This is a genomic window from Asticcacaulis tiandongensis (assembly GCF_006475605.1).
Lineage (GTDB): Bacteria > Pseudomonadota > Alphaproteobacteria > Caulobacterales > Caulobacteraceae > Asticcacaulis > Asticcacaulis tiandongensis.
This window is the reverse complement of record NZ_SSBC01000019.1, coordinates 310,306-336,499: the sequence shown is the minus strand read 5'-3', so window position 1 is coordinate 336,499 and position 26,194 is coordinate 310,306. Positions and strand designations below refer to the sequence as shown.

26 protein-coding genes are annotated in these 26,194 nt (G+C 55.7%); 6 read left to right on the top strand and 20 right to left on the bottom strand.

What is annotated here, in order from left to right:
* Positions 1-102 precede the first annotated feature (102 nt).
* Positions 103-915 (top strand): helix-turn-helix transcriptional regulator, encoded by an 813-nt coding sequence (locus E5201_RS12150; protein WP_140986362.1) that lies wholly within the window; start codon positions 103-105, stop codon positions 913-915.
* Here E5201_RS12150 and E5201_RS12145 read toward each other — a convergent pair.
* From E5201_RS12145 to E5201_RS12130, 4 genes are all read right to left on the bottom strand, one after another.
* On the bottom strand, positions 912-1,130 hold the full coding sequence (locus tag E5201_RS12145; RefSeq protein WP_140986361.1) for a hypothetical protein: 219 nt from the start codon (positions 1,128-1,130) through the stop codon (positions 912-914). The two genes, E5201_RS12150 and E5201_RS12145, sit on opposite strands and share 4 nt — an antisense overlap.
* A 140-nt stretch (positions 1,131-1,270) precedes the next feature.
* Complete coding sequence (locus E5201_RS12140; RefSeq protein ID WP_140986360.1) at positions 1,271-1,684, bottom strand: helix-turn-helix domain-containing protein; 414 nt, start codon at positions 1,682-1,684, stop codon at positions 1,271-1,273.
* A 97-nt stretch (positions 1,685-1,781) separates the two neighbouring features.
* Positions 1,782-2,432, bottom strand: coding sequence for an acyl-homoserine-lactone synthase (locus E5201_RS12135; protein ID WP_140986359.1), 651 nt, complete (start codon positions 2,430-2,432; stop codon positions 1,782-1,784).
* Positions 2,433-2,504: 72 nt separating this feature from the next.
* On the bottom strand, positions 2,505-3,251 hold the full coding sequence (locus tag E5201_RS12130; protein ID WP_140986358.1) for a helix-turn-helix transcriptional regulator: 747 nt from the start codon (positions 3,249-3,251) through the stop codon (positions 2,505-2,507).
* Between the two features lie 185 nt (positions 3,252-3,436).
* Between E5201_RS12130 and E5201_RS12125 the strand changes: the two genes are divergently transcribed.
* Positions 3,437-4,378 carry a fatty acid desaturase family protein gene (locus tag E5201_RS12125; protein WP_140986357.1) on the top strand — a complete coding sequence of 314 codons (942 nt, stop codon included), beginning with the start codon at positions 3,437-3,439 and terminating at the stop codon, positions 4,376-4,378.
* Positions 4,379-4,488: 110 nt separating this feature from the next.
* Here E5201_RS12125 and E5201_RS12120 read toward each other — a convergent pair whose 3' ends face one another.
* On the bottom strand, positions 4,489-5,070 hold the full coding sequence (locus E5201_RS12120; protein ID WP_140986356.1) for a DUF1989 domain-containing protein: 582 nt from the start codon (positions 5,068-5,070) through the stop codon (positions 4,489-4,491).
* Between the two features lie 208 nt (positions 5,071-5,278).
* On the opposite strand from E5201_RS12120, the gene gntA reads away from it, so the two are divergent.
* Complete coding sequence (gntA, locus tag E5201_RS12115) at positions 5,279-6,010, top strand: guanitoxin biosynthesis heme-dependent pre-guanitoxin N-hydroxylase GntA (RefSeq protein WP_140986355.1); 732 nt, start codon at positions 5,279-5,281, stop codon at positions 6,008-6,010.
* Here the strand turns inward: gntA and E5201_RS12110 are convergent, their stop codons facing one another.
* From E5201_RS12110 to E5201_RS12075, 8 genes are all read right to left on the bottom strand, one after another.
* Entirely contained in the window at positions 6,011-7,528 is a 1,518-nt protein-coding gene (locus E5201_RS12110) for a DUF4832 domain-containing protein (protein WP_246050672.1), read from the bottom strand.
* Between the two features lie 16 nt (positions 7,529-7,544).
* The gene (locus E5201_RS12105) at positions 7,545-10,355 is read right to left on the bottom strand and encodes a TonB-dependent receptor (RefSeq protein WP_140986354.1); all 2,811 of its coding nucleotides are present in this window, start codon (positions 10,353-10,355) and stop codon (positions 7,545-7,547) included.
* A gap of 401 nt (positions 10,356-10,756) precedes the next feature.
* Complete coding sequence (locus E5201_RS12100) at positions 10,757-12,358, bottom strand: response regulator (RefSeq protein WP_140986353.1); 1,602 nt, start codon at positions 12,356-12,358, stop codon at positions 10,757-10,759.
* Positions 12,343-12,933, bottom strand: coding sequence for a chemotaxis protein CheB (locus E5201_RS12095; protein ID WP_140986352.1), 591 nt, complete (start codon positions 12,931-12,933; stop codon positions 12,343-12,345). Before E5201_RS12095 ends, E5201_RS12100 begins: the two co-directional genes overlap by 16 nt.
* Positions 12,930-13,808: a CheR family methyltransferase gene (locus E5201_RS12090; RefSeq protein ID WP_140986351.1), complete on the bottom strand. Its 879-nt coding sequence runs from the start codon at positions 13,806-13,808 to the stop codon at positions 12,930-12,932. Before E5201_RS12090 ends, E5201_RS12095 begins: the two co-directional genes overlap by 4 nt.
* Positions 13,808-17,260, bottom strand: a complete 3,453-nt coding sequence (locus E5201_RS12085; RefSeq protein WP_140986350.1) for a response regulator — start codon at positions 17,258-17,260, stop codon at positions 13,808-13,810. Before E5201_RS12085 ends, E5201_RS12090 begins: the two co-directional genes overlap by 1 nt.
* Positions 17,261-17,327: 67 nt before the next feature.
* Positions 17,328-17,693 (bottom strand): response regulator, encoded by a 366-nt coding sequence (locus tag E5201_RS12080; protein ID WP_140986349.1) that lies wholly within the window; start codon positions 17,691-17,693, stop codon positions 17,328-17,330.
* Positions 17,694-17,967: 274 nt separating this feature from the next.
* The gene (locus E5201_RS12075; RefSeq protein WP_140986348.1) at positions 17,968-18,552 is read right to left on the bottom strand and encodes a DUF4142 domain-containing protein; all 585 of its coding nucleotides are present in this window, start codon (positions 18,550-18,552) and stop codon (positions 17,968-17,970) included.
* A 258-nt stretch (positions 18,553-18,810) separates the two neighbouring features.
* Here E5201_RS12075 and E5201_RS12070 point away from each other — a divergent pair, with 258 nt between their 5' ends.
* Positions 18,811-19,014: a hypothetical protein gene (locus tag E5201_RS12070; RefSeq protein WP_140986347.1), complete on the top strand. Its 204-nt coding sequence runs from the start codon at positions 18,811-18,813 to the stop codon at positions 19,012-19,014.
* A gap of 13 nt (positions 19,015-19,027) precedes the next feature.
* On the opposite strand, the gene E5201_RS12065 is transcribed toward E5201_RS12070, so the two are convergent.
* Entirely contained in the window at positions 19,028-19,279 is a 252-nt protein-coding gene (locus E5201_RS12065; RefSeq protein ID WP_140986346.1) for a hypothetical protein, read from the bottom strand.
* Between the two features lie 293 nt (positions 19,280-19,572).
* On the opposite strand from E5201_RS12065, the gene E5201_RS12060 reads away from it, so the two are divergent.
* Positions 19,573-19,881 (top strand): hypothetical protein, encoded by a 309-nt coding sequence (locus E5201_RS12060; RefSeq protein WP_140986345.1) that lies wholly within the window; start codon positions 19,573-19,575, stop codon positions 19,879-19,881.
* 15 nt (positions 19,882-19,896) lie between these two features.
* Here E5201_RS12060 and E5201_RS12055 read toward each other — a convergent pair whose 3' ends face one another.
* The 6 genes from E5201_RS12055 to E5201_RS12030 all read right to left on the bottom strand — a co-directional run bounded on the left by E5201_RS12055 (position 19,897) and on the right by E5201_RS12030 (position 24,719).
* Positions 19,897-22,260: a DUF3772 domain-containing protein gene (locus E5201_RS12055; RefSeq protein WP_181404624.1), complete on the bottom strand. Its 2,364-nt coding sequence runs from the start codon at positions 22,258-22,260 to the stop codon at positions 19,897-19,899.
* Positions 22,261-22,450: 190 nt separating this feature from the next.
* A complete protein-coding gene (locus tag E5201_RS12050) occupies positions 22,451-22,681 on the bottom strand; it encodes a hypothetical protein (protein ID WP_140986343.1) in 231 nt (76 codons plus the stop codon).
* Positions 22,682-22,853: 172 nt separating this feature from the next.
* Positions 22,854-23,357, bottom strand: coding sequence for a YciE/YciF ferroxidase family protein (locus E5201_RS12045; RefSeq protein ID WP_140986342.1), 504 nt, complete (start codon positions 23,355-23,357; stop codon positions 22,854-22,856).
* A 144-nt stretch (positions 23,358-23,501) separates the two neighbouring features.
* Positions 23,502-23,684 carry a hypothetical protein gene (locus E5201_RS12040; protein WP_140986341.1) on the bottom strand — a complete coding sequence of 61 codons (183 nt, stop codon included), beginning with the start codon at positions 23,682-23,684 and terminating at the stop codon, positions 23,502-23,504.
* A 4-nt stretch (positions 23,685-23,688) separates the two neighbouring features.
* Complete coding sequence (locus E5201_RS12035; protein ID WP_140986340.1) at positions 23,689-24,441, bottom strand: SDR family oxidoreductase; 753 nt, start codon at positions 24,439-24,441, stop codon at positions 23,689-23,691.
* A complete protein-coding gene (locus E5201_RS12030; RefSeq protein ID WP_140986339.1) occupies positions 24,441-24,719 on the bottom strand; it encodes a hypothetical protein in 279 nt (92 codons plus the stop codon). The genes E5201_RS12035 and E5201_RS12030 overlap by 1 nt, the downstream gene beginning before the upstream one ends.
* A 230-nt stretch (positions 24,720-24,949) precedes the next feature.
* On the opposite strand from E5201_RS12030, the gene E5201_RS12025 reads away from it, so the two are divergent.
* Positions 24,950-26,101, top strand: a complete 1,152-nt coding sequence (locus E5201_RS12025) for a glycoside hydrolase family 130 protein (RefSeq protein ID WP_140986338.1) — start codon at positions 24,950-24,952, stop codon at positions 26,099-26,101.
* Positions 26,102-26,194 lie beyond the last annotated feature (93 nt).

Genomic DNA, 26,194 nt, shown 5'->3' with positions numbered 1-26,194 from the left:
AGGAAAAACGCGGCAGGCACGGTGATTTCAATCTGCTGACCGGTAATATCAGCAGGCGATCTGGGCAGAGGCTGTGCCGCCCCCGCGCATAATGCCACACAGATGCGAAAAGCGATTGCCCAGAATATCGGAACCGCTAATATCACCCGATCACAGTATTATGCGGCGCTCATGCTTGTCCCGACACCCAATGCAGCCTCTTTCGAAACCTTTGTTTTGAAAACCACAGAGGCCCGCTCATCCGAAGCCCTGTTTGACCTGCTCACCGGCAGCATGCAGAGCTTCGGCTATGACCGGCTGATTTTCTCGGTGGCGCGTGATTCGGACCTCCCCGAAGACCTGAACCGCATTGGCCTGCTCCATCATTACCCCGAAGACTGGCAAAGATATTATGTCGAAAAGGGCTTCGACAGAATTGACCCTGTCCTGAAAGCCGCCGCCACCCACGACCTGCCCTTTTACTGGTCAGATGTGGAACGCACGGCGCGCATATCGGGTCAGCAGACCAAATTCATGCGCATGGGTGAGGATGCCGGTTTAAATCACGGCGTCGGCATTCCCCTGCACGGCCCGAAATCCCAGATAGCCGGCATCGCTCTGGCCACCTCCCACAGATCCGACGAATGCTGTAAGAATCTCGACCTTCTGTTTGCCTACTGCAACCAGTTTTACATGGCCTATAAGCGTCTGAACGCCAAAGCCAATGGCCGTCTCAACGTGACCCTGACGGTGAAAGAAATCGAGATTCTGACCCGCGTCGCGACCGGTGCGACGGACGATGATATTGCCGACCAGCTCCTGATCAGCCGCAATACGGTCAACACCCATATGCGGCATATCTTCGAGAAGCTGGAAGTCAATAACCGCGTCACCGCCTCAATCAAAGGCATTATGCTGGGCCTGATCCGACCTTAATTAAGCTGCTGACGCTTTTCAACAAAGCCTTCCAGCTTGCGCTCCAGCTCACTGCGCTTTTCTTCGACATATTCATCAAGACAGGCCGCAAGCGCGACATGGATATGTCTCGCCATATGATCAAGTCCCGACTGTTCACACTGCTTCTTTAGAAATTCCAGCGCATCCAGAACGCGTGTTGCGCCTTCACCAAACGAAATTTTTTCCACCGACATAAGCCCCGGCCTCCCACATTAAACGCGCCCCTCCTGTACGGACAGGGCCTCGTGATAATGTCAGGCACGCGCATTCATACCATCATGAAGATGAGTGATGCCGGTGATTTTTTTGACCGGTTTGACCAGATTTCGGAGAATTAAACGGCGCTATCCTGCGCCGGATCGTCCGCCAGCGTGCGAATAAGGCTGAGAATCCCGCGACGCTTGCGCCCGTTACGAATGGCGGTAAAGGTCCGCGCCAGCTCAATGCCTTCGGAGGTATAGAGAAAATTGATAACATTCTCTTCCGAAGACGATACCGAAAAGTTCTCGGTCTGCTCTTCGGGAAATTCAAAGAAATCCTGAATCGAGGTTTGCAGCACCCTGGATATTTCAAACAACTTCGAGGCACTGATGCGGTTCACACCGCTTTCATATTTCTGCACCTGCTGAAAGGTAACCCCCACCGCTTCAGCCAGTTCGGTCTGAGACAGGCCCATTTCCTTGCGACGCCCGCGCACGCGTGCGCCGACGATGACATCAACCTTATGGGGCACCTTGTCACGTAACATGAACTCTACTCTCAAATGGATAATACAATAATCTGCCTACACGCCTAGCATGAACCCACAGATATTAGCAAGCTAGGCGCGTACCAATATGCGCGATTCAGGCGGCTCTTTGTCTGCCTTTTTCAAAATAGTCAATAAAGCACTCCTCATAGCGGGTCAGTGCCGACAGGCCGGTTTTACCGCGCGCCTGCGCCAGCTGGTGCGCACTTACCGGTATAGCGGCGGCCTGTATTTTTGCATGGGCGCCTATGGCCTGTGACGGGCCTAACCTCTCAAGACTTATGCCCGAACGTTCAAATACCGACCGCAGGATCAGTGTGGGCATAAGACCGATGATTTTGGATATATTATTCGTCAATCCGAACTCGAGATAGGCGAGACTTATCTGACGGCAGATGGTCTGCCGTTGCGTGGCGGGCAGATGCCGGTTGATGCAAAACCGTGTCCCCTCCCAGATATCTGACGCCCCCAAAAGCGAATGATCGACCACCAGTTCCGGCCAGTGATCGGCCAGCATACAGCCCTTGTCCGTAGGTGTCAGACGGCTGCACCCTAGCGCTTCCTTACCGTCCTCAGAATAGACCAGATAGACCGAAGCCAGGGTATCATATTCGTCGAACTCCATACCATGTAAGGTTTTTACATTGTAATTCTGGCGTTCGATAAACTCCTGATGCCTCAGCCTGAATTGCGAGAGATAAAGCTCGGCGTGGCGGGTGATATTCTGATGGGAAATGACGGTGATCATGAATGGCCTCCTGTGCAGGCCCGATCAGAGCGTGTAATGCCGCCGTCCAACATCACGCGAATGCGTGAGCGCCTATATTTTTATCAGCCCCATAATAATGGCCTTCACAACCGCCGATACGCGGTTATTGACCTCCAGCTTCTGATAGACATGCCGCAGATGCGTATCCACCGTGTGCACACTGATCCCTAGAATTTGCCCGATATCATCGTCACTGCGGCCCGCCGCCACCCATTGCAGCACTTCGGTTTCCTTTTTCGACAAGGATACCAGCGCGTCTGTTGCCACCGGCTCCGCTCCCTTAAGACGCTTGAAGCTCATGAAGAACTGGTTGCAATAGGCGCTGATGAGATCAAGATCAGACCGCACCGCATCGACCCGCTCACCTGAGGCCATGGCAATTCCGGCAATCTGCGCCTTATCGCCTGACATCGGAATGCCAATGCCGTGCCGTAATCCGGCCTCCTCGCCTAAGCGAAAAAAACGGATCTGACGTTCCGACAACTTGTGCGAGCGCTCAAGCGTCCGCCAGCGGAAGGCATGACTATAGGTGCCCGCCGCCTTAAGCACCGGATCAAGCCGCTCGAACCCTTTCTCGTTATAGTATTTCTGCCAGTCTTCGGGGTAGTTATGCATCAGGCCGATACGGTTATCCGCCTCCGGCAAGGCCTCGTCACGCGGCACCGAAAATATGATGCGCGTATAGCCAAACTGTCCCATTACGCCGGTAAACTCTTCAAACAACGCCCCTGGCGTCGTCAGCTTACTGGTCTTTTCAACAAAATCTTCAAACCGGTATCCTTCAGATTTGAACAGCATTTTTTACCTCATGGCTGAATAGTCACAAAAGGCCCAACCCGCCCCATCAGCGCGCCGCGGCCACGCCCAGCTTAAGGTTAATTTTCTCCTTTAAGGAGAGTAAAAGGATCACGTATACGCGTGATGTTTGTATTTTTTGCGGCCTTTACGATCGGGTTTATCTGACAATCCTCAGGGGAACCCGTATGGACTATCATCGCGACCAGACCATCAACGGTCTGCTAAAACCCGCCGACCTCAAACGCCTGAGCCGCCGCATCCCTGTCACCTGGCTCAAAGACGCCGCCCTTGACTGGGGCGTGATTGCCCTCACCTTCGGACTATTGGGCTGGGCCCAAAGCCTGTGGCTCATACTTCCGGCCATACTGGTGATTGGCAACCGTCAGCACGCGCTGGCCCTGCTCGGCCATGACGGCACACACTTCACCATCACCTACAATAAACGCCTGAATGATCTTCTGAATGATCTGCTGGCGTGGATGCCCCTCGGCCTGACCGGTGACGGCTACCGCAACCTGCATATACTGCATCACCGCGACCTTGGCACGATGCATGATCCGGAAATTGTCTATAAGGGCCTGCGCGCTGATCAGTGGGACCTGCCGGCAAAACTCAAGGATGTCCTCACCCTTGCCGCCCGTGACCTGATCGGCGGCGGCGTCATTGATTACAAGATCATCTTTGACTATTCACGCCCGACCCGTAACCGCACCTACGCGGCGCTGGCCCTGTGGCATCTGACGTTCAATGCCGTGCTTCTGACCTTTGGTCTGTGGTGGGTGTCGGTCATCTGGTATGTCTCGCTACTCACAAGCTTTATTATGTTCTTCCGCCTGAGAATGTGGATCGAACATCAGGGCACCGACACGACCCAGCGCCTGCATCTGAACGGGTGGCAAGGCCCCCTGCTCGCCCCGCACCTGTCATGGCACCATTGGGAGCACCATTTCTGGCCCTCCATTCCCTATGCGCGTCTGCCGCACCTCAGGGCGCTGATACCGTCTGTGCCGGTCAAAACGCTGGGCCAGCTGATCCGGCAATTTGAAACCATGCCTGAAGTAAAATCAGGCACGGCGCTAAAACAACCAAACACCCCCGCCACGCCCGACATAGCCGACGCCGCCTGACCACTTTTCACTCCTCCCCATTTCAATGGGGAGGGGGACCGCCGCGATTTATCGCGGGGGTGGTGGGGTATCTTGCTTACCTGAGACAAAACGCAACCGCGTCACGTCCCTTATTCAATGACATAATGAATAGGCTTAAAGGCATAGTTATTCGACTGCAGCGCCGAACAGGCCGTCAGCGCCACAATCAGATCCATATCCGCCTCAAACAGAATATGGTCACCAGCACGGCTTTTGGGTGGATCGACCCTAAGTTCGCCGGTCTCCCCATTGACCTGCACATTCATGAAGATATTGAACGCCACCGGAATCTGGTCAGGCGCGATACCATAGGGCTTCAGCGCCTGCGCCAGATTGCCGAAGCAGCCATGATGCGGATGTTCGTCGCCATAGATGATGCGGAACGTATCTGCCGAACAGGGCGTCAGCAGAAAATCATGCCGCCCGACCGTATCTTCGATAATCCGCAACATGATCCGGCTGCGGTTGGAATAGAGCGGATCACCCGTACTGAGAAACAGCTTTGACGCATAATCAAGCGTCCGGCCGGAGGAAATCACCTCCTGAACATCGTCGGCATTGAAGGCCAGCATGTCCGATACCTGCTCGCCCTGCGGGTCGATGACCCTGAGGCGCTGCCCCTTCTTAAGGCGAAACGCAGCGCCGGTGCGCGGTGAAATTTCCTGTACCATGTGCCCTCAGTGGTAATATGTGCGTCGCCTGACCTTAGAAGTACAGCCATAGTCAAAGAATATAAAACCCCGCGCATTTAATAATAAATCCGCAAATAAGCCATAGGGCGACATTTTCGTTTATTATACGTTTGTAAACAAGCACGTGCCTTCACCACCATTACTTAGAATCAATTGGCTAATATCTGCCCCCTGTAAAGGAGGTCACATGTCAGCCCTTCCCGACTTTGCGTCCCATAAGACACTTGATCATTATGATCCGGTTTTAGACCGAACCGAAGACTTCAAAGACAAACTGATTGCCCATATCCGACATAAGGCTTTCCCCTGCGTCGGCGCAAAATCAGCCCTCGCCCGTGATCGGATCACCTTCCTGAACGCCGGTGACCTGCGCTGTCCGCGCCATGACCCTGAAATTCACGCGGGCCTCGAAGCCTTTGTCACCACCTATCGTCAGGCACCCGGCCCCTTCCAGAGCTTTGCCGTTATATTTGATGGTCCCGATACCCTTGATGAACCCACATTTGAAAAAGCCATGTGGTCACGTCTTCAGGCCCTCGAAGATACCGATGCCGCCAAGGGTTACGCCTATGATCCGCGCGTCAGCCCCAACGCGGATCACCCCGAATTTTCCCTAAGCTTTGCCGAAGAAGCCTTTTTCATTGTCGCCCTGCATCCGAACGCCAGTCGCCCCGCACGGCGCTTTGACGTGCCTGTGCTGATTTTCAATACCCACGACCAGTTCGAGCACCTCCGGCACGAAGGCCGGTATGAGGCCCTGAGAGCCAGCATCATAGACCGTGACATTGCCTTTTCCGGCAGCGCCAATCCCATGCTGGCCCGTCACGGCGAACGCTCCGAAGCGAGCCAGTACAGTGGCCGCAGTGTCGGCAATGACTGGCAATGCCCCCTGCGACCCGCGCATTTCAACACGCACTAATCAGCGAACGGTGACCGTGGTCCCCAGCGCAAACGCTCCAAGCGTGTCATCCCATTTCTGCCCCTTGCCCGCATCATCGGCATTGGCCAGACGAATGGCAAAGCGCGCGTCACCTTTCAGGCGCTCACCGGCATCGGGTAAGGCCAGCCACACCTCATAGGCCTTGGCCCCAAGATCAGCCGGCAACCTGACCGAAAGCGTCTGCACCGTGTCCGCGCCCGGAAGCCAGCCACGCGGATCTGCGCCCGTCGTCACCAGCCGCTGCACAGCCCCGTTGGATGGATCGCGCAGAATAATTTCGACAGGACGGGGGTTATAGAGTCGCGCCCAGCCCGAATTGCGCACCGTCAAATTCAGGGTGAAGTTCTCGCCGCGCGTGGCACTGACCTGATGGCTGGTACTGACAAGCCCGAAGCGATAGCCCATGCGCCGCCGCACCTCGGCCATACAGCCATTGGTCGTCCAGTTGTTGTGAAACAGCGGTCGATAATAGCTGTCATTGAGATAGGTCAGATTATAGCCCGCCCCTTCCGCCAGAATGGCCTCACAACTCGTGCGCGGTGTCGGATTGACCGCATCCGCCGGATTACATGTTTCCCCGCCAAACGGTGCCAGATCACCCAAGCGGTCATTATAGGCCTGTTCCCGCGCCCTTATGGTCGCATCCTCGCTATAGGTGCCGACATCGGTCTGACTGGCCAGAAAACAGTCGTTATGGAACCCGATGCGGAAACTGCCGTTCAGAGCCGCCGTCATATCCGGCAGGGTCGGAGCCCAGTCCATAATATAGGGCGGATAACGGAACTGAACAAAGCGCGTGGCAGGCACGGCCTCCAGCAGGGCATTCTTGACCGCCGTGCGGTTTTCCACCGACGTCAGATTGTTCGATGAAGTATGCCATTCGCCCCAGGCCCCGATAAATCCGGCCTGAACCACCGAAATCACATCGGCATTTTCATGCAACAAAGGCTTAAGCTGCCCGAGATGGCTCCTGACCCGCGGCAAGGACGCATCCTGCGCATTATGATAATCCGTCTCGCCCCTCGGATAATTATAGGTCGCCCGCACGATCAGCTTGACGCCACCTTTGCGGGCCGTTTCAAACGCCGTTTCCAACCGGCCCAGAAATTCCGGCGAAATATCCGTGTCGCGGAAAGGCTCCAGATTAATCCGCGCATAGATCAGCCGGAACCCGCTGGCATAGGCATCGGCCACCACACTGGCGCTTAACTTATCCAGATCAGAGGTCGCCCGATAAAACCCGCGCTCAGGATTGGCGAACTCGGCATTTGTCGCACTGAAATCAGCGCGAACACTTTTGACTGGCGCAGGTGCAGACGGCGTGGTGCTGGCGGCCCCCGACCCCCCGCCACAGGCCGCCAGACTGACAAAAAACACCCCCGAAAGCGCCGATAGAGGCGCACGCCGTACCTTCACAATAGTCACCCGATATATCTCCTGCTGTTCAGGCAATATCACGCCCATCCCTGACCCGAAGCTCAGGGATAAACGCGACATCAGCCATTTTTATATTTTAGAATCTGTAGCTCAGGCCCAGCTTGAGCGACGCGCCATAACGATAATAGCCCTGCGGCAACAGCGGATTGCCGTTAATGCTGTAGGTCTGCGCCTCATCCAGAAGGTTCTGGCCCTCAAGGCTGATATCCAGCTTCTCGGTAAGGCGATAAGACGCATGCGCTGTCACCCAGGTGATCGGATCGGCCTCTTCATTAAAGCCCGCCCCCAGCACACTGGTCGCCGTCGCAAACCCGTCCGTATGGTCGCCGGTCACACTTACCGACACCGGCCCGCGCTCATAGAAGACACCGAGCGAATAGACCGACGGCGCTATGCCCTCCAGCGGACGCTCCTCGTCCTCAACATAGCTCTTCGACCAGTTGCGCGTATATTGCGCCCGCACGCCAAAGCCGTTGTCCATAAAGTGTTGCAGACCGATTTCTACGCCCTTGACCTTGGCATAATCACCATTGATCGGGCGGCTGACATTGAACATATAGCCCGGCACGCCGATGTCCTGATTAGGCTCCCAGCTGCTGGTGATCTGGTCTTCGATATGCTTGTAAAAGGCCGCAATATTAAAGATCGAATTACGCCCGAAATACCACTCAAGCGACACATCGAACTGATCCGCCGAATAGGGTTTCAGCTCGGCATTCCCGCTGTATATCTGCGTAAATTCACCCCACGAGACACTTTCCGTCGTATTGGTCGGTGCCAGCATTTCGACCGAAGGCCGCGCCATGGTTCTGGCCGCCCCAAGGCGCAGCCTCAGGTCTTCGGTGATCCGGTAATTCAGGTTTGCCGAAGGCAACAGATAGGTATAGTCGCTCTCCTGATTTACTGTCGTAGGCGCCGCATAGACCGCCGTATAGTTAAACGCGCCATTCTCGATGATCTCGATGATCTGCGCATCCCAGGCCTGCGCCGAGGTCCTGGTCTGGACCAGCCGCATACCGACATTACCCGTCCAGCGTTCGCCCGCCAGATTAGCCTGCACATAACCCGCCCAGGTTTCTTCCTCTACGCGATAGCTTTGCAGCGGATTCCACACTGGCGCAGCAGCGGCATAGTCATAAACCCCGCCCCCCGGACGCGCCGTACCATCATAGGCCGCCAGAGCGCGCTGATAACCGGCAATATCAAACGACAGGAAGTTGCGTGGGAATTCAGCACTCACCTCGTCCATGAAATTGGGCAGGCTGAAACTCTGCGAGATGACATTGCCCCCCAGATCACCGACATTGATAGCATAGTCACCGGAATAGTAATCCGCCCCGCCCGTCAGGGCATTATTGACCAGATCGCGGGATTTTTTGCGGTCAGTCCGCGTGACGCCAAACTGCACACTCTGAAGCCATTTGTCCTCGACAACCCAGTTCCCGGCAAACGAAGCGCCGGTAATTTCATCATCAATATTGTCGCCGCTAAGCGAGAAATAGTGCGTGTTGAAATCCGAATCCGAAAACGCCCCGCTCGCCAGCCCGCCCCCCAGATCACGCCCATCATCGAAATTAACCGTGACATTCGGCACCCGATCCCCCGACAGTTCAATACGCGCCGTATTGGGCTGGTTCATGCGCAAAACGACATAGCTGTCCTGCCCGCCCGAATGACGCGACGAGGTCGAGCGATAAAGATCACCGGTCAGGGTCAGGCTGTCCGACACCTGCCATTCAGCATTGACGCCAAACAGTTTCGTGTCCACTACCCGATGTGACGTCTGATTAAGCAGTTCCGGATTGAGCCGCATTTCCGGATCGGCATTATCCATGTCAAAGCCTGTGACAATGCCGTTCTCGATCACCATGTTCGACCAGCGATCAGCGGCATAAAGCGGATAAAAGGACTGCTGATAACCGACCTGCGGCGAATCCAGTTTGGTCGCCAATCCGTCAACCACCAGACGGAAATTATCGCTCGGACGCCACTCAAGCTTGGCCGAATAGGCGGTGCGCTTTTTCTTTTCCAGAATGGAGCCGACGCGGAACTGACCCGGCCCGATCAGGCCATATTCATCTTCATCCAGTTCGCCATTGCCATTCGGATCGATACTGCCGCCCCAGGCATTGCCCCACAGCCAGCTTTCGTCGTTCGGGTCGGCATTACGTGTCCAGCCCCCGTCATTACCGGCCACGTCCGTCCGGTCATCGCGCTCCTCAAGCACAACCCCGAACATCACCCCCATGGTGTCATTGGCAAAGGTGTTGCTATAGACGCCCGAAAGCTTGCGGCCGTTAAGCTCCGACATCAGGTTACGATCACCTTCGATGCGCACAATGCCGTTCTGGCCGCGTTTGTCGAACGGACTGGCCGAGCGCAGATTGATCAGCCCCCCGATGCCGCCTTCGGTCAATGACGCCTCGGCCCCCTTAACGACATCGGCCCCGCTGATGACATCGGACGGCAGCACATCATAGGCAAAATCACGCCCCGCACCATCGGTCGCCAGTATCCGGCCATTGAAGGTCGAAAGCGTATATTCAGGCCCCAGACCGCGCACACTGACCCGCTGGCCTTCGCCGCCCGCCGTGCGCGAAATCGACACGCCGGTGATGTGACTGAGTGAGTCCGCCACATTGTCATCAGGGAACATGCCCAGTTCAAGAGCGCTGATCGAATCCTGAACCGTAGAGGCATCGCGCTTGAGCTTGACCGCGCGCGCCACTGAGCCGCGCACCCCGACCACAACCACCTCGGTCACCTCGCCCGTCGTGGCATCCACCGCTTCCTGAGCTTGTGCCGGTGTCAGGGCGGCAGCCGTAAACAGCGAGGTCGCCATCACAAGGGCGTATCGCGAAATGGTATAACGCGCATGTGTCTTCATAACTGGTTGTCCCCTTCAAAGAGTGTGGTCAGGCCAGCGACCGTGTTCGGCCACTTGCGGTTATCAACGCTTAAACCCTGACGCAGAACGCGTGGTTTCTGCGCCCTGTGCTGACGGTATCCATGAAGGGGGAAAGCAGAGTGAAATGACCCGTCAGACCCAAACCTGTATCGTCAACACATTACTTATGTTGCGATTTACGTACAGTTTTGCGATCCTGTCTATGGGAATCTTTCGTTTTGTATTTTTAACGAAAGAAAAAGCGGCATTATTGACACATAAAAAACGCACAGCGCCTCACCTCACACCTGAAACAATCAGTGCGAAGCAAAACGCGTCCTTTTGAAGGATAACGAAACTTTTGTTTTCAGGTGTCGCGCCGCAAACCGGCCAGGCCCGCCCTATTTATCGCGACCATAGGCCTCCGCAAGGATCGCGCTGACCTGTTCCATGCTAACCGGCTTGGTGATGTGATGGTCAAACCCCACCTCATAAGCCGTTTCGCGGTCACGTTCCTGTCCCCAACCGGTCTGCGCCACAATCAGGGTGTCGCGCATTTCCGGCGTCTGGCGCAACCGGCGACAGACCTCATAGCCATCAAGATCAGGCATGCCGATATCAAGCATGATCACATCCGGCGGTGAGGCCAGCGCCATCTCGATCCCCTTAAGCCCGCTATTGGCGACGCGTGTATTATGCCCGATCAGCTCCAGCATCCAGCTGGTTGTCTGCGCCGATTCCCGATTGTCATCGACCACCAGCACATCCAGCGGCGTCTGAGTACGCGTCACAGACACCGCCTCGCTGACCTCAGGAGTCACACCACTCAGCGGCAAACGGATAAAGAAGCTTGATCCCTGATCCCGTCCGGCACTTTCGGCATGAATCTGCCCGCCATGCATATGCACAAGCTTCTGCGCCAGCGCCAGACCGATCCCCAGCCCGCCCTGCGACCAGTTCATATTGCGATCCACCTGAGCAAACAACTCAAACACCTTGGGCAGCATGTCCGCGTCGATCCCCAGCCCCGTATCGGTGACACAGATAACGGCCTCTTCGCCGTCACGCGTCAGGCTCAGGCGAATCTGCCCACCGTTAGGGGTATATTTGGCGGCATTGTTCAAAAGATTACCGACCACCTGCGCCAGACGCGTCAGGTCACCCTCCACCACCAGAGGCGTCTCGGGTATATCGCTGTCAAACTGATGCTGCGACGCCTGAATGAGCGGCCCGCTGACTTCAATAGCGGCCTCCAGCACCGACTGGAGGCTTATATAGTCGCGCTTCAGGTCGATCTTGCCCTGACTGACACGCGACGCATCCATGAGATCATCAATCAGACGCACCATATGCGTCATCTGGCGATCCATCATATCCCTGACCGTCTCGGCCATTTCCGGCTTGGGCGACATTTTGAGGATATGTAATCCATTGCGAATAGGCGCCAGCGGATTACGCAGCTCATGCGCCAGCGTCGCCAGAAACTCATCCTTGCGCTGATCCGCCTCTTTCAGGGCTGCGGCATAGGCACGGCTTTCCTCAAGCAGGCGCAAATTCTCCTCAAACGCACTTCTCAGGGCATCACGCTGCGCCGAGACATAGAGCTTCTGACGATGCAATTCATAAAACACGTCAATTTTCGAGCGCAGAATATCCGGCTCGATCGGCTTTTCGAGGAAATCCACCGCCCCTGCCTCATAGCCCCTGAAGCGACGCGTACGATCCGAAGACCCGGCGGTCAGAAAGATAATCGGCACCTGACGCGTACGCTCATAGCCGCGCATGGTTTCGGCCAGTTCAAAGCCGTCCATTTCCGGCATCTGCACGTCCAGAAGCGCCAGAGCCACTTCTTGCTGCAGCAATATCTCCAGCGCCTCGACCCCTGAGCGCGCCTTGAGCAGCACCAGCCCGTCACGGCGCAGCAAGGCTTCGAGCGACAGGAGGTTTTCCTCCAGATCGTCCACCAGCAGAATATGCACGGGCGTTTTCAGGCGTTCAGGCATGAGTCTCCGGCTTCCTTCAGTTCAGCAAGCAATTCAGACGGCGACAGGCTCAGTGCCGAAGGACAGGCCTTAAGCGCCGCTTCAGGCATAGCTTGCGCCATGGCGGTCTCCGGTGTCTGCACCAGCGCCCGCCCGCCCTCAAACACTATACGCCTGAGGCCCGCGGCGCCATCCTCATTTGCCCCACTTAAGATTATCCCGATCAGTCCGGCCTCATAGGCATCGGCGGCACTCTCGAACAAAAGATCAATCGAGGGCCGCGAATAAAGCACTTCCTCGTCCGCCGACAAGGACAGACAGCCCTCCTTTTCGACCAGCAGATGATAGTCAGGGGCCGCAAAATAGATATGCCCGCCCTCAATCATCTCCTTGTCCTCGGCCTCGGACACGACCATCGCACACTTGTCGTCAAACAGCGACGCGATCAGGCTGGGCTTGTCCGGCGGAATATGGACAACGACCATGATGGGCAAGGGATAATCCGCCGGAAGATGCGGCAAAATCTCCGACAGGGCCTTAAGCCCGCCTGCCGAAGCACCGATCACAACCGCTGTGGGGGCAAAGGGTCCCGTCATCCCTCCCCCCGTTTCTGATAAAGCCGGTCACCATAGGAAAACTCGGTAAACTCATCGGCATATGAGGTAAACCGCAAGGTCTCGCGCGACCCCAGCCCCAGAAAACCGTTACGCGACAAAGACTCATGAAACAGGCCGATGGCACGGGTTTGCAGGGGCCGGTTAAAATAGATCAGCACATTACGGCACGAGACAAACTGCGTTTCGGCAAACACGGCATCGGTCGCCAGACTATGATCGGAAAAGACCGTCCGCGCCCTGAGCGACTTGTCAAAGGTCGCCCAGCCATAGGCCGCCGTATAATAGTCCGACAACGAGGACTTGCCGCCTGACTGACGATGGTTTTCCGTAAAGGTCTGAATGCGGTCGATGCTGTAGACACCGGCCTGCGCCTGCTTGAGCGCCTCAGGGTTGATGTCCGTCGCATAGAACATCGTCCGTTCCTCAAGCCCCTCTTCACGGAACAATATGGCCATGGAATAAAGCTCTTCGCCGGTCGAACAGCCCGCCACCCAGACCTTCAGCGACGGATAGGTCTTCAGATGCGGTACGACCTTTTCACGAATGGCGCGGAAATAGCTGGGGTCACGAAACAGCTCCGACACCTGCACCGTCAGATAGGCCAGAAGCTCGGCCATCAGGGCCGGATCGCGCAAAATCAGCCCCTGAAGATCGGAAAAGGTGGCACATTCGTATTTCTGACACGCCTGAAGCAGCCGGCGCTTGATCGACGCCAGCGCATAGCCCCTGAAATCATAGTGATACTTCAGAAAAACCGCCTCAAGAAACAGCCGCAGCTCGATATCCTCGATCTGGGGCGGCTTCTGATTTTGAGTCAGATTCGGAAGCGTAACAGGGGGCAGCAACTGAGGCATCAGCGTGGCATCCAGACCCGAACAAGCGACACCAGCTTATCGACATCCAGCGGCTTGGCCAGATAGTCGTTGGCCCCTGCCGCCAGACAGCGCTCCTGATCGTCCTTCATGGCCTTGGCCGTTAGCATGATCACCGGCAGCTTGCGCCATTGCTGACGCTTGCGGATTTCCCGCGTCGCCGTAAGTCCGTCCATCTCCGGCATCATGACATCCATCAGCACCAGATCGACCGCCGTCTCAGGACTCCCCTGCGCCGCCTCAAGCCGCTCCAGCGCCTCGCGCCCGTTGCGCGCAATACTGATCACCGCGCCCAAAGGCTCGAAAATATTGGTCAGGGCATAGACATTACGCACATCGTCCTCGACCACCAGAATGCGCCGGCCCTCAAGCATGGCATCACGGTGACGGGCCTTATTGATCATCTTCTGCTGCTCAGGCGACAATTCAGACACCACCTTGTGCAGGAACAGAGTCACCTCATCCAGCAACCGCTCCGGCGACTTCGCCCCCTTGATGATGATCGAGCGCGAATAACGCCGCAGCTTCTGCTCGTCTTCCGAAGATATGTCGCGACCGGTATAGACAATCACCGGCGGGAAGGCATAGGCGTCTTCCTGACTGAGCGTCTCAAGCAAGGAATAACCGGACTGATCGGGCAGACTCAGATCAAGCACCATACAGTCGAACACGCCTTCGCGCAGCTTCTCAAGACATTCCGCCGCCGTGCCGACGCCCACGGTTTCGACATCCGGTGCCTGCAATAAATGCCCAAGGCTTTCGCGCTGCACATCATCGTCCTCGACAATAAGGATACGCCGCATCCGTTCACTCAGATGGTTCTCAAGCTGATTGAAGGCTTCGATCAGCTCATCGCGCTTGACCGGCTTGAGCATATAGCCAACCGCCCCGAGCGACAGCGCCTCATGGGTGTAGTCATTGGCTGACACCACATGCACCGGAATGTGGCGCGTCCGCGGATCGCGCTTGAGCCGGTCAAGCACCGACAGACCCGAATGATCCGGCAAACCGACATCAAGTATGACCGCCTGCGGCATATACTGGCGCGCCACCTCAAAGGCCCCTTCGGCCGTATGGGCAATCAGACACATGAACCCCATCTCATGCGCCAGATCGCGCAGAATATCCGAGAAGGAGGTATCATCCTCGACCACCAGTATTGACCGGCTGTCCGGCCTCAAGGCATAGCGATCATCCTCCGCCTCCGCAGGCGTCTCGGCATAGGTTTCGGTTGCGCTCGCAACGGCCTTGGGTGCCACCGCTTCTGCCACAGGCTGGAAGGCTGCCTCACGGGTTTTAACCCGCTCCGGCTCATAGGTGACCGGTACACTCAAGGTAAAGGTCGACCCCTCACCCTGCACACTCTCAAGCGTCAGCGCCCCGCCTAGCAGGCGCGTCAGTTCCCGTGAAATCGACAGCCCCAGCCCCGTCCCGCCATATTTGCGGTTGATCGTACTGTCCGCCTGACGGAAGGCGTCAAACACGGTCTTTTTCTGCGCCTCGGAAATGCCGATACCTGTGTCCGACACCGCAAAAGCCAGCCGCCCGTCCGCCGAGGTACTGACCTTAACTCGCACCTCGCCGCGCGAGGTAAACTTGAACGCATTCGACAAGAGATTCTTCAGAACCTGCTCAAGCCGCAGCCGGTCGCTGGTGATATAGTCCGGCACCCCCTCTTCACGCTCGATAGAGAACCCCAGCCCCTTTTCGTTGGCCACCGGTGAGAACAGCCGCGTCATATCGTCCACCAGACGCTTCAGCGAAATGGATTCGACCTCGATCTCCATCTGTCCGGCTTCGATCTTCGACAGATCGAGAATATCATTGATCAGCAACAAAAGATCATTGCCAGAAGACTGAATGGTCTGGGCAAACTTGATCTGCTCCTCCGTCAGATTACCTTCAGAATTATCCGCCAGAAGCTTGGCAAGGATCAGCGATGAATTGAGCGGTGTGCGCAATTCATGCGACATATTGGCCAGGAAATCGGACTTATAGCGGCTCGCCTGCTCCAGTTCCTGCGCCTTGAGATTGGTTTCCGCCTGTGACCGCGCCAGATCATCGCGCTGCAACTCCAGAAGCCGCGTCTGATCCGACAACTGATTATTGGTCTGCTCAAGCTCTGCCTGCTGTTGCTCAAGACGTTGAAACGCCTCCTTCAGGGCGCGGCTCTGTTCCTCCAGTTCCTCGTTATTAACGCGCAATTCCTCGGACTGGCTCTGCAACTCCTCGGACTGTCGCTGGGTCTCCTCCAGAAGCTCCTGTAAGGCCGCCCGATAATTGGCCGCACGGATTGCCATGGCAATCCCTTCCGCCGCCTGCTCAATCAGGCGCGGCACCACCGGATGGGTCTTGGTCAGGTAACCCAGTTCAAAAACCGCCTCGACCTTGTTCTCGGCCTTTGCCGCCGCAAGTATCAGATGGCTCGGTCGCCACTGCCCAAGGGCCGTCGCCACCGTCAGATAGTCCTCAGCCAGATATTCCTCAGGGGCCCTTTCAATAAGCCGTACCTTGCCCTCAAGGGCGGCCTGCCCAAGCAGGGTCTGCCCCGGCAAAAACCTTTCGGGCAAGGTGTTTTCAACCGGCAACCCCATATGCGCAATCTGCTTATAACCGCCGCCATCACGCACAAAAATGGCGCCCGCCTGTGCCCCGGTATAGGCCGACAGATAACTTAGTATGCTATGACCGATCTGCTCAAGGCGCTGCTCATCCTGCATAACCGCATTAAGTCCGACCAGCCCCGTCTGCACCCAGTCATCCGCCTGTCGGCGCACAGTCGACGTACGAATGATCGTCGCGATAATCAGAGTCAGAACCATCCCCAAAAGGGCCGCAACCAGCACACTGATAATGGCCACGCTTAAGGCCTGCTCCATCTCAGCCGTAAGTTGGGAGCGCTTTTGCTGCTCGGTCGATTGCATGGCCGCGATCTGGGCGCGAATACTGTCCATATCCGCCTGACCGCGATCGGTCGCCACCAGTGCCAGGGCCGCCGCCAGCCCTTCGGAGCGCCTGAGCGCAATCGTCTGATCTATTTCCTGAAGCTTCTGCGATACCCTCAGTTTCAAAGGCCCGAAGCGCACCCGGTGCGCCGGATTGTCCGCCGTCAGTTCTTCCAGTTCACGCAACTGGTTTTCCGCGCGCGTGCGCGCCTCATTGTAAGGCGAAAGATATTTCGCGTCTCCGGTCAGGAGATAGCCCCTCTGACCGGTTTCGGCATCTTTCATTGTCCCGAGAAAATCCGTCAGGTTCACCAGCACGTCATGGGTACGCATGACCTGAAGGCTGTTATTATAGACCGTACGAATATTGAGATAGGACACAAAGCCGGAAATAACGAAGAATATACCGACAAAGATCAGCGCCAGAAGCACCGATATATCCTTGCGATCAAGACGACCGGGTTTCAGAGCGGCAGTGGAACGGTTCATGGATTAACAATATCCGGCTGGAAAAAAGGAAACACAGTCAGTGAGGTCTGAGTGGCCGCGACGGCCGTCACAAAGACGCCTCAATATCCGAAAGCAGGGTTTGCAGACTTTCGATATTGGCTGGTTTCAGGATACTGTGATGGAACCCCGATGCCTCCACACGATCGCGATGCTCGGCATCTGACCGACCGCTCTGGGCTATAAAAACCGTTTCGGCAAGGGCCGGTTCTGCACGCAGATGCTGGCACAGCTCATAGCCATCCATGCCCGGCAATCCGATATCCATGATCACCACCTGCGGCCGCCAGTCTCTGGCCTGCTCAAGGGCGGATTTACCATCATATTGCAGACAATAGTCATGCCCGAAGCTTTCGACCACCCAGCCCGTCGTCTGAGCCAAAGCCTCGTTATCTTCGACAATCATAATTTTCATTGCGGCCCCGGATATCTGTTATTTTATGCTTATCTTCGCCCATCGCCTTTTGCGGGACACTATAAGCTTGGGGCATAGCGACCTGTACCGCAATAAAAAATCCATACAGGATGTTATGAGAAAGCGATAAATTCAGAATTATTCACATAATACTGTCCACGAATTGTCGGGTTGTATGACCTCTGCGGTATCCATGCACCAGATACCGATTCAGCGCAAAAAAAGAGGCAGAATGTCCTGTGACATACCGCCTCTTTTGTTTCATTACCTGCCGTTAACGGGCATCCGAAATCCGGTCAATTTCTGCCTTATGCGCCTTAAGCGTCGGCAAGGTCTTGGTGGCAAAGTCCTTCAATGCGCCGGCCGGACCATCATTGATATAGTCTTCGAACAGATCAATGGTCTTGTCGTGCGCGTCTTTCTGCGTACTGACATACTGGTTGTCAAAATCACCGGCAGACGCGGCCTTCAGATCCTCCAGCTTCTTGCGGTGATCTTCATCCAGTGTCTCAGGCGGCACATTCCCGCCTTCAGCCTGAATAGCCGCCACCAGTTCGCCATGCGCGGCGGTATGATCATCGATCATGCGCTGGGCAAAGGTTTTCAGCGTGGCATCCTTGGTGCGCTCAACCGCCAGACGGCTGGTCTCAACCTCAAACATCCCGCCAATGGTCGCCTTGCTGGCAAATTCCGCGACGCGTTCAGGTGAGGCCACGTCAGCTGTCGGGCTGCTCATCAGGGCCGTATCGGACATGGCGGTCGCCTCGGTGGCCACCATCTGATCACGATTATTGTCACAGGCCGCGACCAGTAAAAGGGCGCCTAAACTTCCGCCCGCTAACCATTTTTGTACGCTCATGCTTATGCCTCCTCAAATTTGACAGTGCCCGGATGCACACATGCCAATGAAATGAAGCCCAGACCCTAGGTACCCTCAGGTAAAAAGACACAGCGCAGTCTCTTTCATTGCGAAAAATATTGATAAGTTTTTCAAATCACCGGTTTTATGCGTTTCCTATATTGTCATCCACATATTACCTGCGCCTTCAAACCCCATTGCAACCTTATCAGGCCTTTCCGATCCTGCGATCATTACACAAAGTCGGGAGAGCCTCCAATGACGAGACAAAATGACAACCGCCCCAAAAACGTGGCGCGCACCGGTGAGAAGGCCCTGAAAAAGGACAATGTCGAAACCTTCCCCGAAGAAGGCACAGACGAGGACATGCTGAGGCCGGAATCGGCTCCGGATCGCCCCCTGTCCGAAGCCGAAACGCTTAAGGCGACGCGTAAAGCGTTAGAGCAAAAAAACGACAATTAAGCCGTGACGCGTCCTAAACGGGCGCGTCCTGATTTTCTTCATCTTCGTTGATAGAATCAACATCTGAACGGCCTTGTTCTTTGTCATCCACATCGTCAAAAGGCACGTCAGAAAAATCTTCCGCTTCAGGCAGATTTTCTGCCGCTTCATCTATGGAAATGAGATCGTCAACCGCATCTCTTTCCGGTACCGGCGTCATGGTTTCCGTATCATTTTCACGCGGTTTTTGGTCAGGCCTGCGGGTGGGATCAGGTTCATAGTTCATAACATGTCTCCAGTGCTGAAAAGGGCGACAAAGGGCGACTCTGGGTGACTCTGGGCGACAACACGCAGAGCCTTATCCACCCTAAACCTGACGCCATAAGGATGATGCGTGAACCCTGAGGCGGATAAATCAGGAAATGCATTCCCGCGCCTTCAGGCCCACGCCGCCCCCCAAAAATGCGCCCATACCCTCCTTGCCCGATACTTATCATCTGCCCCGTACCGAAAGAGGACTTTTTACAGCTAAACGGCGCAAAATGACCGTTTTTAACCGATGCCCCAAGGGAGACTCCCATGCCTGATTTTGACCCGTCCGACTCTGATCATCAGCGCCTCAGCGACCTGACAGACCAGATCATCGACACCACCAACAACACCTTGCGCAAAGCCTTGTTTGAACAGCTGAAAACGGAATTCGCCCGCCATGATCAGAGGGTCGAACACAGCCCGTTTACAGGCACCCAAAGGGCAGACCACGCCCATATCAAAGGCCTGATCGAGGCGATAGACGACACCTCCCTCAGCAGCGATATGTGGATAGAAAAAATCGGTGAACTGAGAAACGCCCTCTACATGCACCGGATGGGGCGCACTCAGGCCTGACAGCCCCCTGATGCCCTATGTTTGCGTAAGCGGTGCCTCCGGCGATGCACCGCTTGCAGGGGCCACAGGCAACAGTTCCATCTTCTGAGGCACCGTCCCGATTTCAATATTATTGGCATGAAACCGCTGCAACAGATCAAGTAGCACAGCACTGCGCGCACCATAGGCATTGCGGGGATGCGCCACATGGCCAAAACTGTTGAACATAACCCGACCATCGGCAATACGGTCAATGAATACAACCGGTTCCGGTGTTTCCAGAACCTGCGCCTCATCGGCAAATACCGATAATACAATGTCCCGAACCTCGGCCACATTGACACCGATAGGCACGGAAAACTCAATCTGAATCCGTCCCAACGGATTTAAATGCGTCTTGTTCAGAACCGACTTTGTGATCAGTTCCGAATTAGGCACAATCAATGTTGAATGATCCCCCAGAACAATCTCCGTCGAACGCACATTGATGCGCCGCACATCGCCTTCGTCATTACCGATACGCACAAGATCACCAATCTTCACCGGCCGCTCTGCCAGAAGGATCAGACCAGAGACAAAGTTCTGCGTTATGGCCTGCAAACCGAAACCGATACCGACAGACAAGGCTGACAATAACAGGGCGATACGCTCAACCCCTATCCCCAGTGACGCCATGGCCCATAGCCCGACAATCAGGAAACCGGCATAGCGCGTAATCAGGCTGATAGAGTTGCGTGCACCGGTATCAAGCTCGGTCTTCGGCAGGTAGCGCTGGTCCAGCCAGGACTGGAACATACGCACCGCTACAATGCCCGCCGTCAGCACAATCAGTGCCCGCGCCAGCGCACCGGGCGACAGGGTCATCTCCCCGATGGTGATGCCTCTGGCCAGCCGCGCCAGCTGATCGAATATAGATGATATCCCCGTGCCAAACGGAAACAGAAGGGCTGCCACCGCCAGTAATAACAGCGACAGCCGCACGACGCCGGACAAAACTACCCCCACCTGATCGATAAGGGTTGGCCGAACCCCAAACAGGGACACCATCCCCTGTCCGGTACGGCTGGTAGCGCAAAATACGGTGGTCAATATATCATCCGCCACGACCCACAAAAGATAGAGCGTCGAAACGACAATAATCGCCCAGAGCAACAACCGCATCAGGATCAGACTAAAGCCGACATAGCCCAGAAGAATAGCCAGAAAGCCCGCGACAACAATCAGCCAGGCACCGATAGACACCGCCCCTATCCCCGGTGAACGCTTGTCCGTCGTAGGCGCGCTGGCCGCCCTGATCCGCGTCAGAGACAAAAGCACAGCGGCAAACAGACTCATCAGCGCCGCCACCATAAGCACGTCCATCAGCGTCCGCAGCGGCAAACTGGCCGACATGGCCGTAAGCACAGCCTGCAACAGCGTCATGACGAAAATCAGACCCCCTAGGGCCCATGTCCACCGCCGCAGCGCCGACGCCAGTTCATCCGACACAGGCAATAAACGCCATGAAGCCTGATTGCGCATCAGAAGCGCGCCACTGAGGCTGATAATGAAGCTGCTGATTAACACGCCGGCTATCAGGGCCAGCATAATCGGCTCCCAGCGCACATGGATCATACCCGACAGGCGCATCACATGCACAATAACGCCGATGGAAATTAACGGCAGAACGGTCTCCACACAGACGCGCCACACCGCATAGAGTGACCGTCTTATGCGTGTTGGCGGCGCAACCCTTATCAACACTTTTTGCCCGGCGCTTTTAAGCCCCTTGCGCACCGGCCAGGCCAGCGCGATGGTCAGCAAAAGACAGCCAGAAAGCCAGCCCGCACCCTGCCGCCAATTGCCCTTGAAGGCCTCACCCCCAACCTCTGCCAGACGTGATATCCGCCGCATATCCCCGTTTATTTGCCCCGAAAAGGCCCTCCAGAATTGCGGCGACACCAGCGAAGTAACGCGTTCAGACGCCTGGCTGGATATCTGCTCGGCACGACTGGCGCGTAAGCGGTCAGACAGCTGCTCCGCCTCAACCACCACCAGCCGTCCCCGCTTGATGGCACTGTCCAGAAGCGCGCGATCACGCGCCAGCGCCCGTCTCTGAGCCAAAATGTCCGGTGCCTCGGCTTCACCCTCGGTCGGCGTCCCCAGTTGCGCCTCACGCTCAACCAGCAGGTCCAGTTCCTTCTGCATGGCCGCGACCGCATCCTGCGCCGAACTGCGGGCCGTATTCAGCCTTTGCCTGAGTTGCGTACGTTCCTCTTCGGACAAGTCAGGCGTATGGGCGGCCTCTACCGCTCTCAGATCATTCACCGCCGTCTGAATAAGAGCCAGATAGCGCGCCTCCGAGGCCTCCTGCGCCTGAAGCGGCGCACTGCTTAATCCGATGCAAAACAGACCCAGCACAACAATCCTGATAAGGGTTCCTGTCCATTTAAGACTGGCAAATGACACCGGCACACTCCGCTTTGACCTACAGGCTTCGCACCTGAGCAATGACGAAATAAAAAAACAAGTGGTAGGCATGCGGCGCACAAAATAAAGGGTCTTGTGACTAGTGTCACAAGACCCTTAGGAGACAGACAAAACTGACGCTTTAAGGCGCTGCCGGTGGCGGCGTGGTCTGCATTGGCTCAGTTGCCGCAGGCACCTCATTGGTAACCAGAGGTTCATTCGTGCGTGTTGAGCCAATCACGAACCACGCAATAAGAATAAGGGCGACCAGACCGACAACCGGCCATACCCAGTTACGATTTGTCGTTCTGACAGGCACCGTATTGTGGTGACGGTCATGATGCAAAGAGGGATCGTTATGTACAGTAGGCATAGCCATACTCCTTTAAGATTTGAGATTATGGGCGATGTGACTTAAGAAAGCGAACGCCTGTTCAAAGACAAATAAAGCCTTAGAGAACAGTAGAATTTAACCCTATAGGGCTTGGGATAAATTATATGCGGGTCACTTTCTCATTGTTATAAGAATTCAGACAGTTTAAAACCTAGGCATTAGCCCTTATGGCTTCGCGATTTACGTCAGAAATCGCCAGACCATTCAACTTTTCGTCTGTTTGCTTTTCTTCGGCCAAGGTTTCTTTTAGAAGCTTGACCGCTTCCTTGTACCCAAGCTGATCCGCCAGCGTAATCAGGCTGCCATAGGTCGCAATTTCATAGTGTTCTGCCTTTTGCGCCCCGACAATGAGCATGACATCACGGACGGGGCCTTTTTCGATTTCGTCGATAATATCTGCACCTTCGGCCACCAGACCTTCCATGGCCAGACATTTGATGCGCTTAAGCTTAAGGCCGTGCGCTTCAACCAACTGATCAAGGCGCTCAATCTGCCCCTGCGTTTCCTCAAGGTGCATGGTAAAGGCCTCGGACAGCTTGGCATTTGTTGCCGCGCGCGCCAGTTTAGGTAAGGCCTTCGTCAGTTGTTTTTCTGCGCTGTAAACATCCGAAAGCTCGTGAATAAAAGCTTCTTCCAGTGTCGTGATCTTGGACATGTCTTATTCCGTTTTCTAATGTGGAGGGAAGAAAAATAGTACGGACACAAAGTCTATAAGCTGCGATAACAGGATTAAATATCTTCGCGTTGCCACCTTCTCAGAAAGACATCAACACAGGTCTTTACGCCATTTTTCCAAGGCTCACGAACCGGGGCGCGGCGGATCGGACTTACCCGTATCATGGTCGCCAAGCTGTTCACCGGCTTCGGGATATTGTTCAGGTCGCTTCTTCCACTCAGGCTTGAGTTTCTGCGTTTCCTTGGCATTGTGGCCGCTCTCCTTACCCGAAGGCTCAGTCACGGAACGCTTGTCTTTGTCTGTCATGGCTTCATCCTCTGTGCTGAATGAGGGGTTCTGCCCTCAGGGTCACAATGTTTGTGCGCGCCGAACGCGTCAGGACATAGGCAATTGTATCCGCCAGCTCTTCGGCATAAAGCATTTCCTTTGCAGCTATTTTTTCCCTCTGTTCCTCAGGACTCATCTCCTGCATGTCAGCACCGACCGAACCCGGCACAATGGTCGTGACCTTGATGTTGTCTTCCATCACTTCCTTGCGCAGCGTCTCGGCAAAGGCTTCTATGCCCGCCTTGGTCGCCGAATAGACACTCGATTCCGGCGACTTGAATTCGGCACTGATCGAGCCAATAAACACCACATGACCGCCGCCCTGTTTTGACATGCGCTGCACCGCTTTCTGGGCACAGGCGAGATAGGCGGTAAAGTTTGTCTCCACGACATAACGCCATTCTTCGGGCGACATATCCTTGATGGCATCAGCGCTCAATCCGGCATTATTAATCAGAATATCAAGCCCGCCCAGTTGCTGATCGACCGCCTCAAACACCGCCTCAAGCCCTTCGGGTGTGGCGACATCCGCCGTCAGTCCCAGCACACCGCACGCCCCGCCCGAGGCATTATCAAGCGAATCTTTCAATTCCGCTTCATGCCGCCCAAAGGTCAGCACACGCGCACCATGCGTCTTTGCCAGCAAGGCGACAGTCGCGCGTCCAATGCCGGTCGTGCCGCCGGTTACCAGTATGCGTTTACCCAGTAGCGAAGTTTCCTTGAGCTTCTCAGTCATCATTTACGTCCTTTGGGGTGAGGTTCAGGCGTGCCGGGTCTGCGATCGCGAACATCATCATCGTCGTCATAAACCTCGAGCATGCCCTCATCCGGCATGGCGTCAGAGGCAATGTCTATGCCCGCACCTGGCGGCCGGTTCTGAGGCGGAGTCCGGTCTTCAGGGAACTGGTACTCATCAAGACTCACCTGGCCGTGAAGCGGATGCAATAAGGTCGATGAATCCTTATGCTCAGGCATTTTATTGGCTGGGGGTGGGGGCTGTGGTTGTCTGGCCATCGGGATAAACTCCTTTGCTTATCCACAGGCTGCGCCAGATTATCTAAGTTTTCAGCCCCCATCGCAGGGCAGCAAATAAACGCACAATCTGTTATGCCTCTGCGCTCCTCGCATGCTCATTGACACCGCACACTGCCCCCTGATGAAACCAGACGCTTCTCGCCATGTAAATTTACACCCCGTACGTTAGGCTCGGATTACCGCAAAACAGTAGCGACAGGATAAGTGTCATGACCGACACCACACCCCACAGCCATAGCACCTATGACTTTGATCACCTCATCCTGACGCCGGACGATATTGATCTGTCACGATCCCCTCTGGCCGGAAAACTGTCGGCCGAAACCTATGTGCTGGGGGCGTTCAATCCCGGCATGACGCGTCTGCCCAATGGCAACCTCATGCTTTATGTGCGGATTGCCGAAGCGCTTAAAACCCCCATTTTCGGTGGCCATGTCCACGCCATCCGCTGGGATGAAGCCCATGGGTATGGGCTCGATGCCTGGCCGCTCGATCTCGCCAATACCGCTGACCCGCGCAAATTTTTGCTGCATGGCGGCGGGTGGAAAATCATGGCCCTGACCTCCCTGTCATGGATATTGCCCGTCGAACTGACCCCCGACGGCCGCGAACGGGTCGCCCTCCATTACGATAAGGCCATAGCCCCGCAAAACAGTCTTCAGGCCTATGGCATCGAAGATGCCCGCGTCTCAAAAGTCGGCGACCGCTGGCTAATGACGACCTGCTCTGTTTCGCCCGAACGCCATTCCACGACACTCTACACATCGGAAAATGGTCTCGACTGGACCTTCGCCGATATCATTCTTGACCATCAGAATAAGGACATGGTGATCTTCGAAGGCCTGATCAACGGAGAATACTGGGCCCAGACCCGCCCGTTAGGTGACCTCTATTTTGCCTATCCGCCGGGCAGTGAGTGGCGTGCCGGCCCATCGATCAATCTGGCCACGTCAAAAGACAGCCTGTACTGGAAACCCTACCACAAGCCCGGCATACGTCCGGCCTCTGGCACCGTAGCCACCGCGCGCATCGGTGGAGGAACGCCCCCCATACTGACCGACGAGGGCTGGCTCAGTCTCTGGCATGGCGTCGAGCCTAAGGAAATCGTCGGCATTTACCGGACCTATTTCTCCATTCTTGATCGCGATGACCCCAGCCGGATTTTGCACACACAATCCCTGCCTGTACTGGAACCCAATCCCGCCCTGACCGCCCCGATTGAGCATCAGATATATCTGCGGGATGTTGTCTTCACTACAGGGCTGGTGGATGGCGGCGATCACTATATTGTCGCCTCAGGCGAAGCCGATCTGGCGTGTCGCATTACCCACATCCCTAAAACGCGCCTGAAACGCGGATAGACATAAACCGGCGTTCTGAAACCCCACTGATATCAAACTGACATCTAAAGCCAATAAGGAAGGCCGCATCACGCCTTCAGGGGCCGCTTTCAG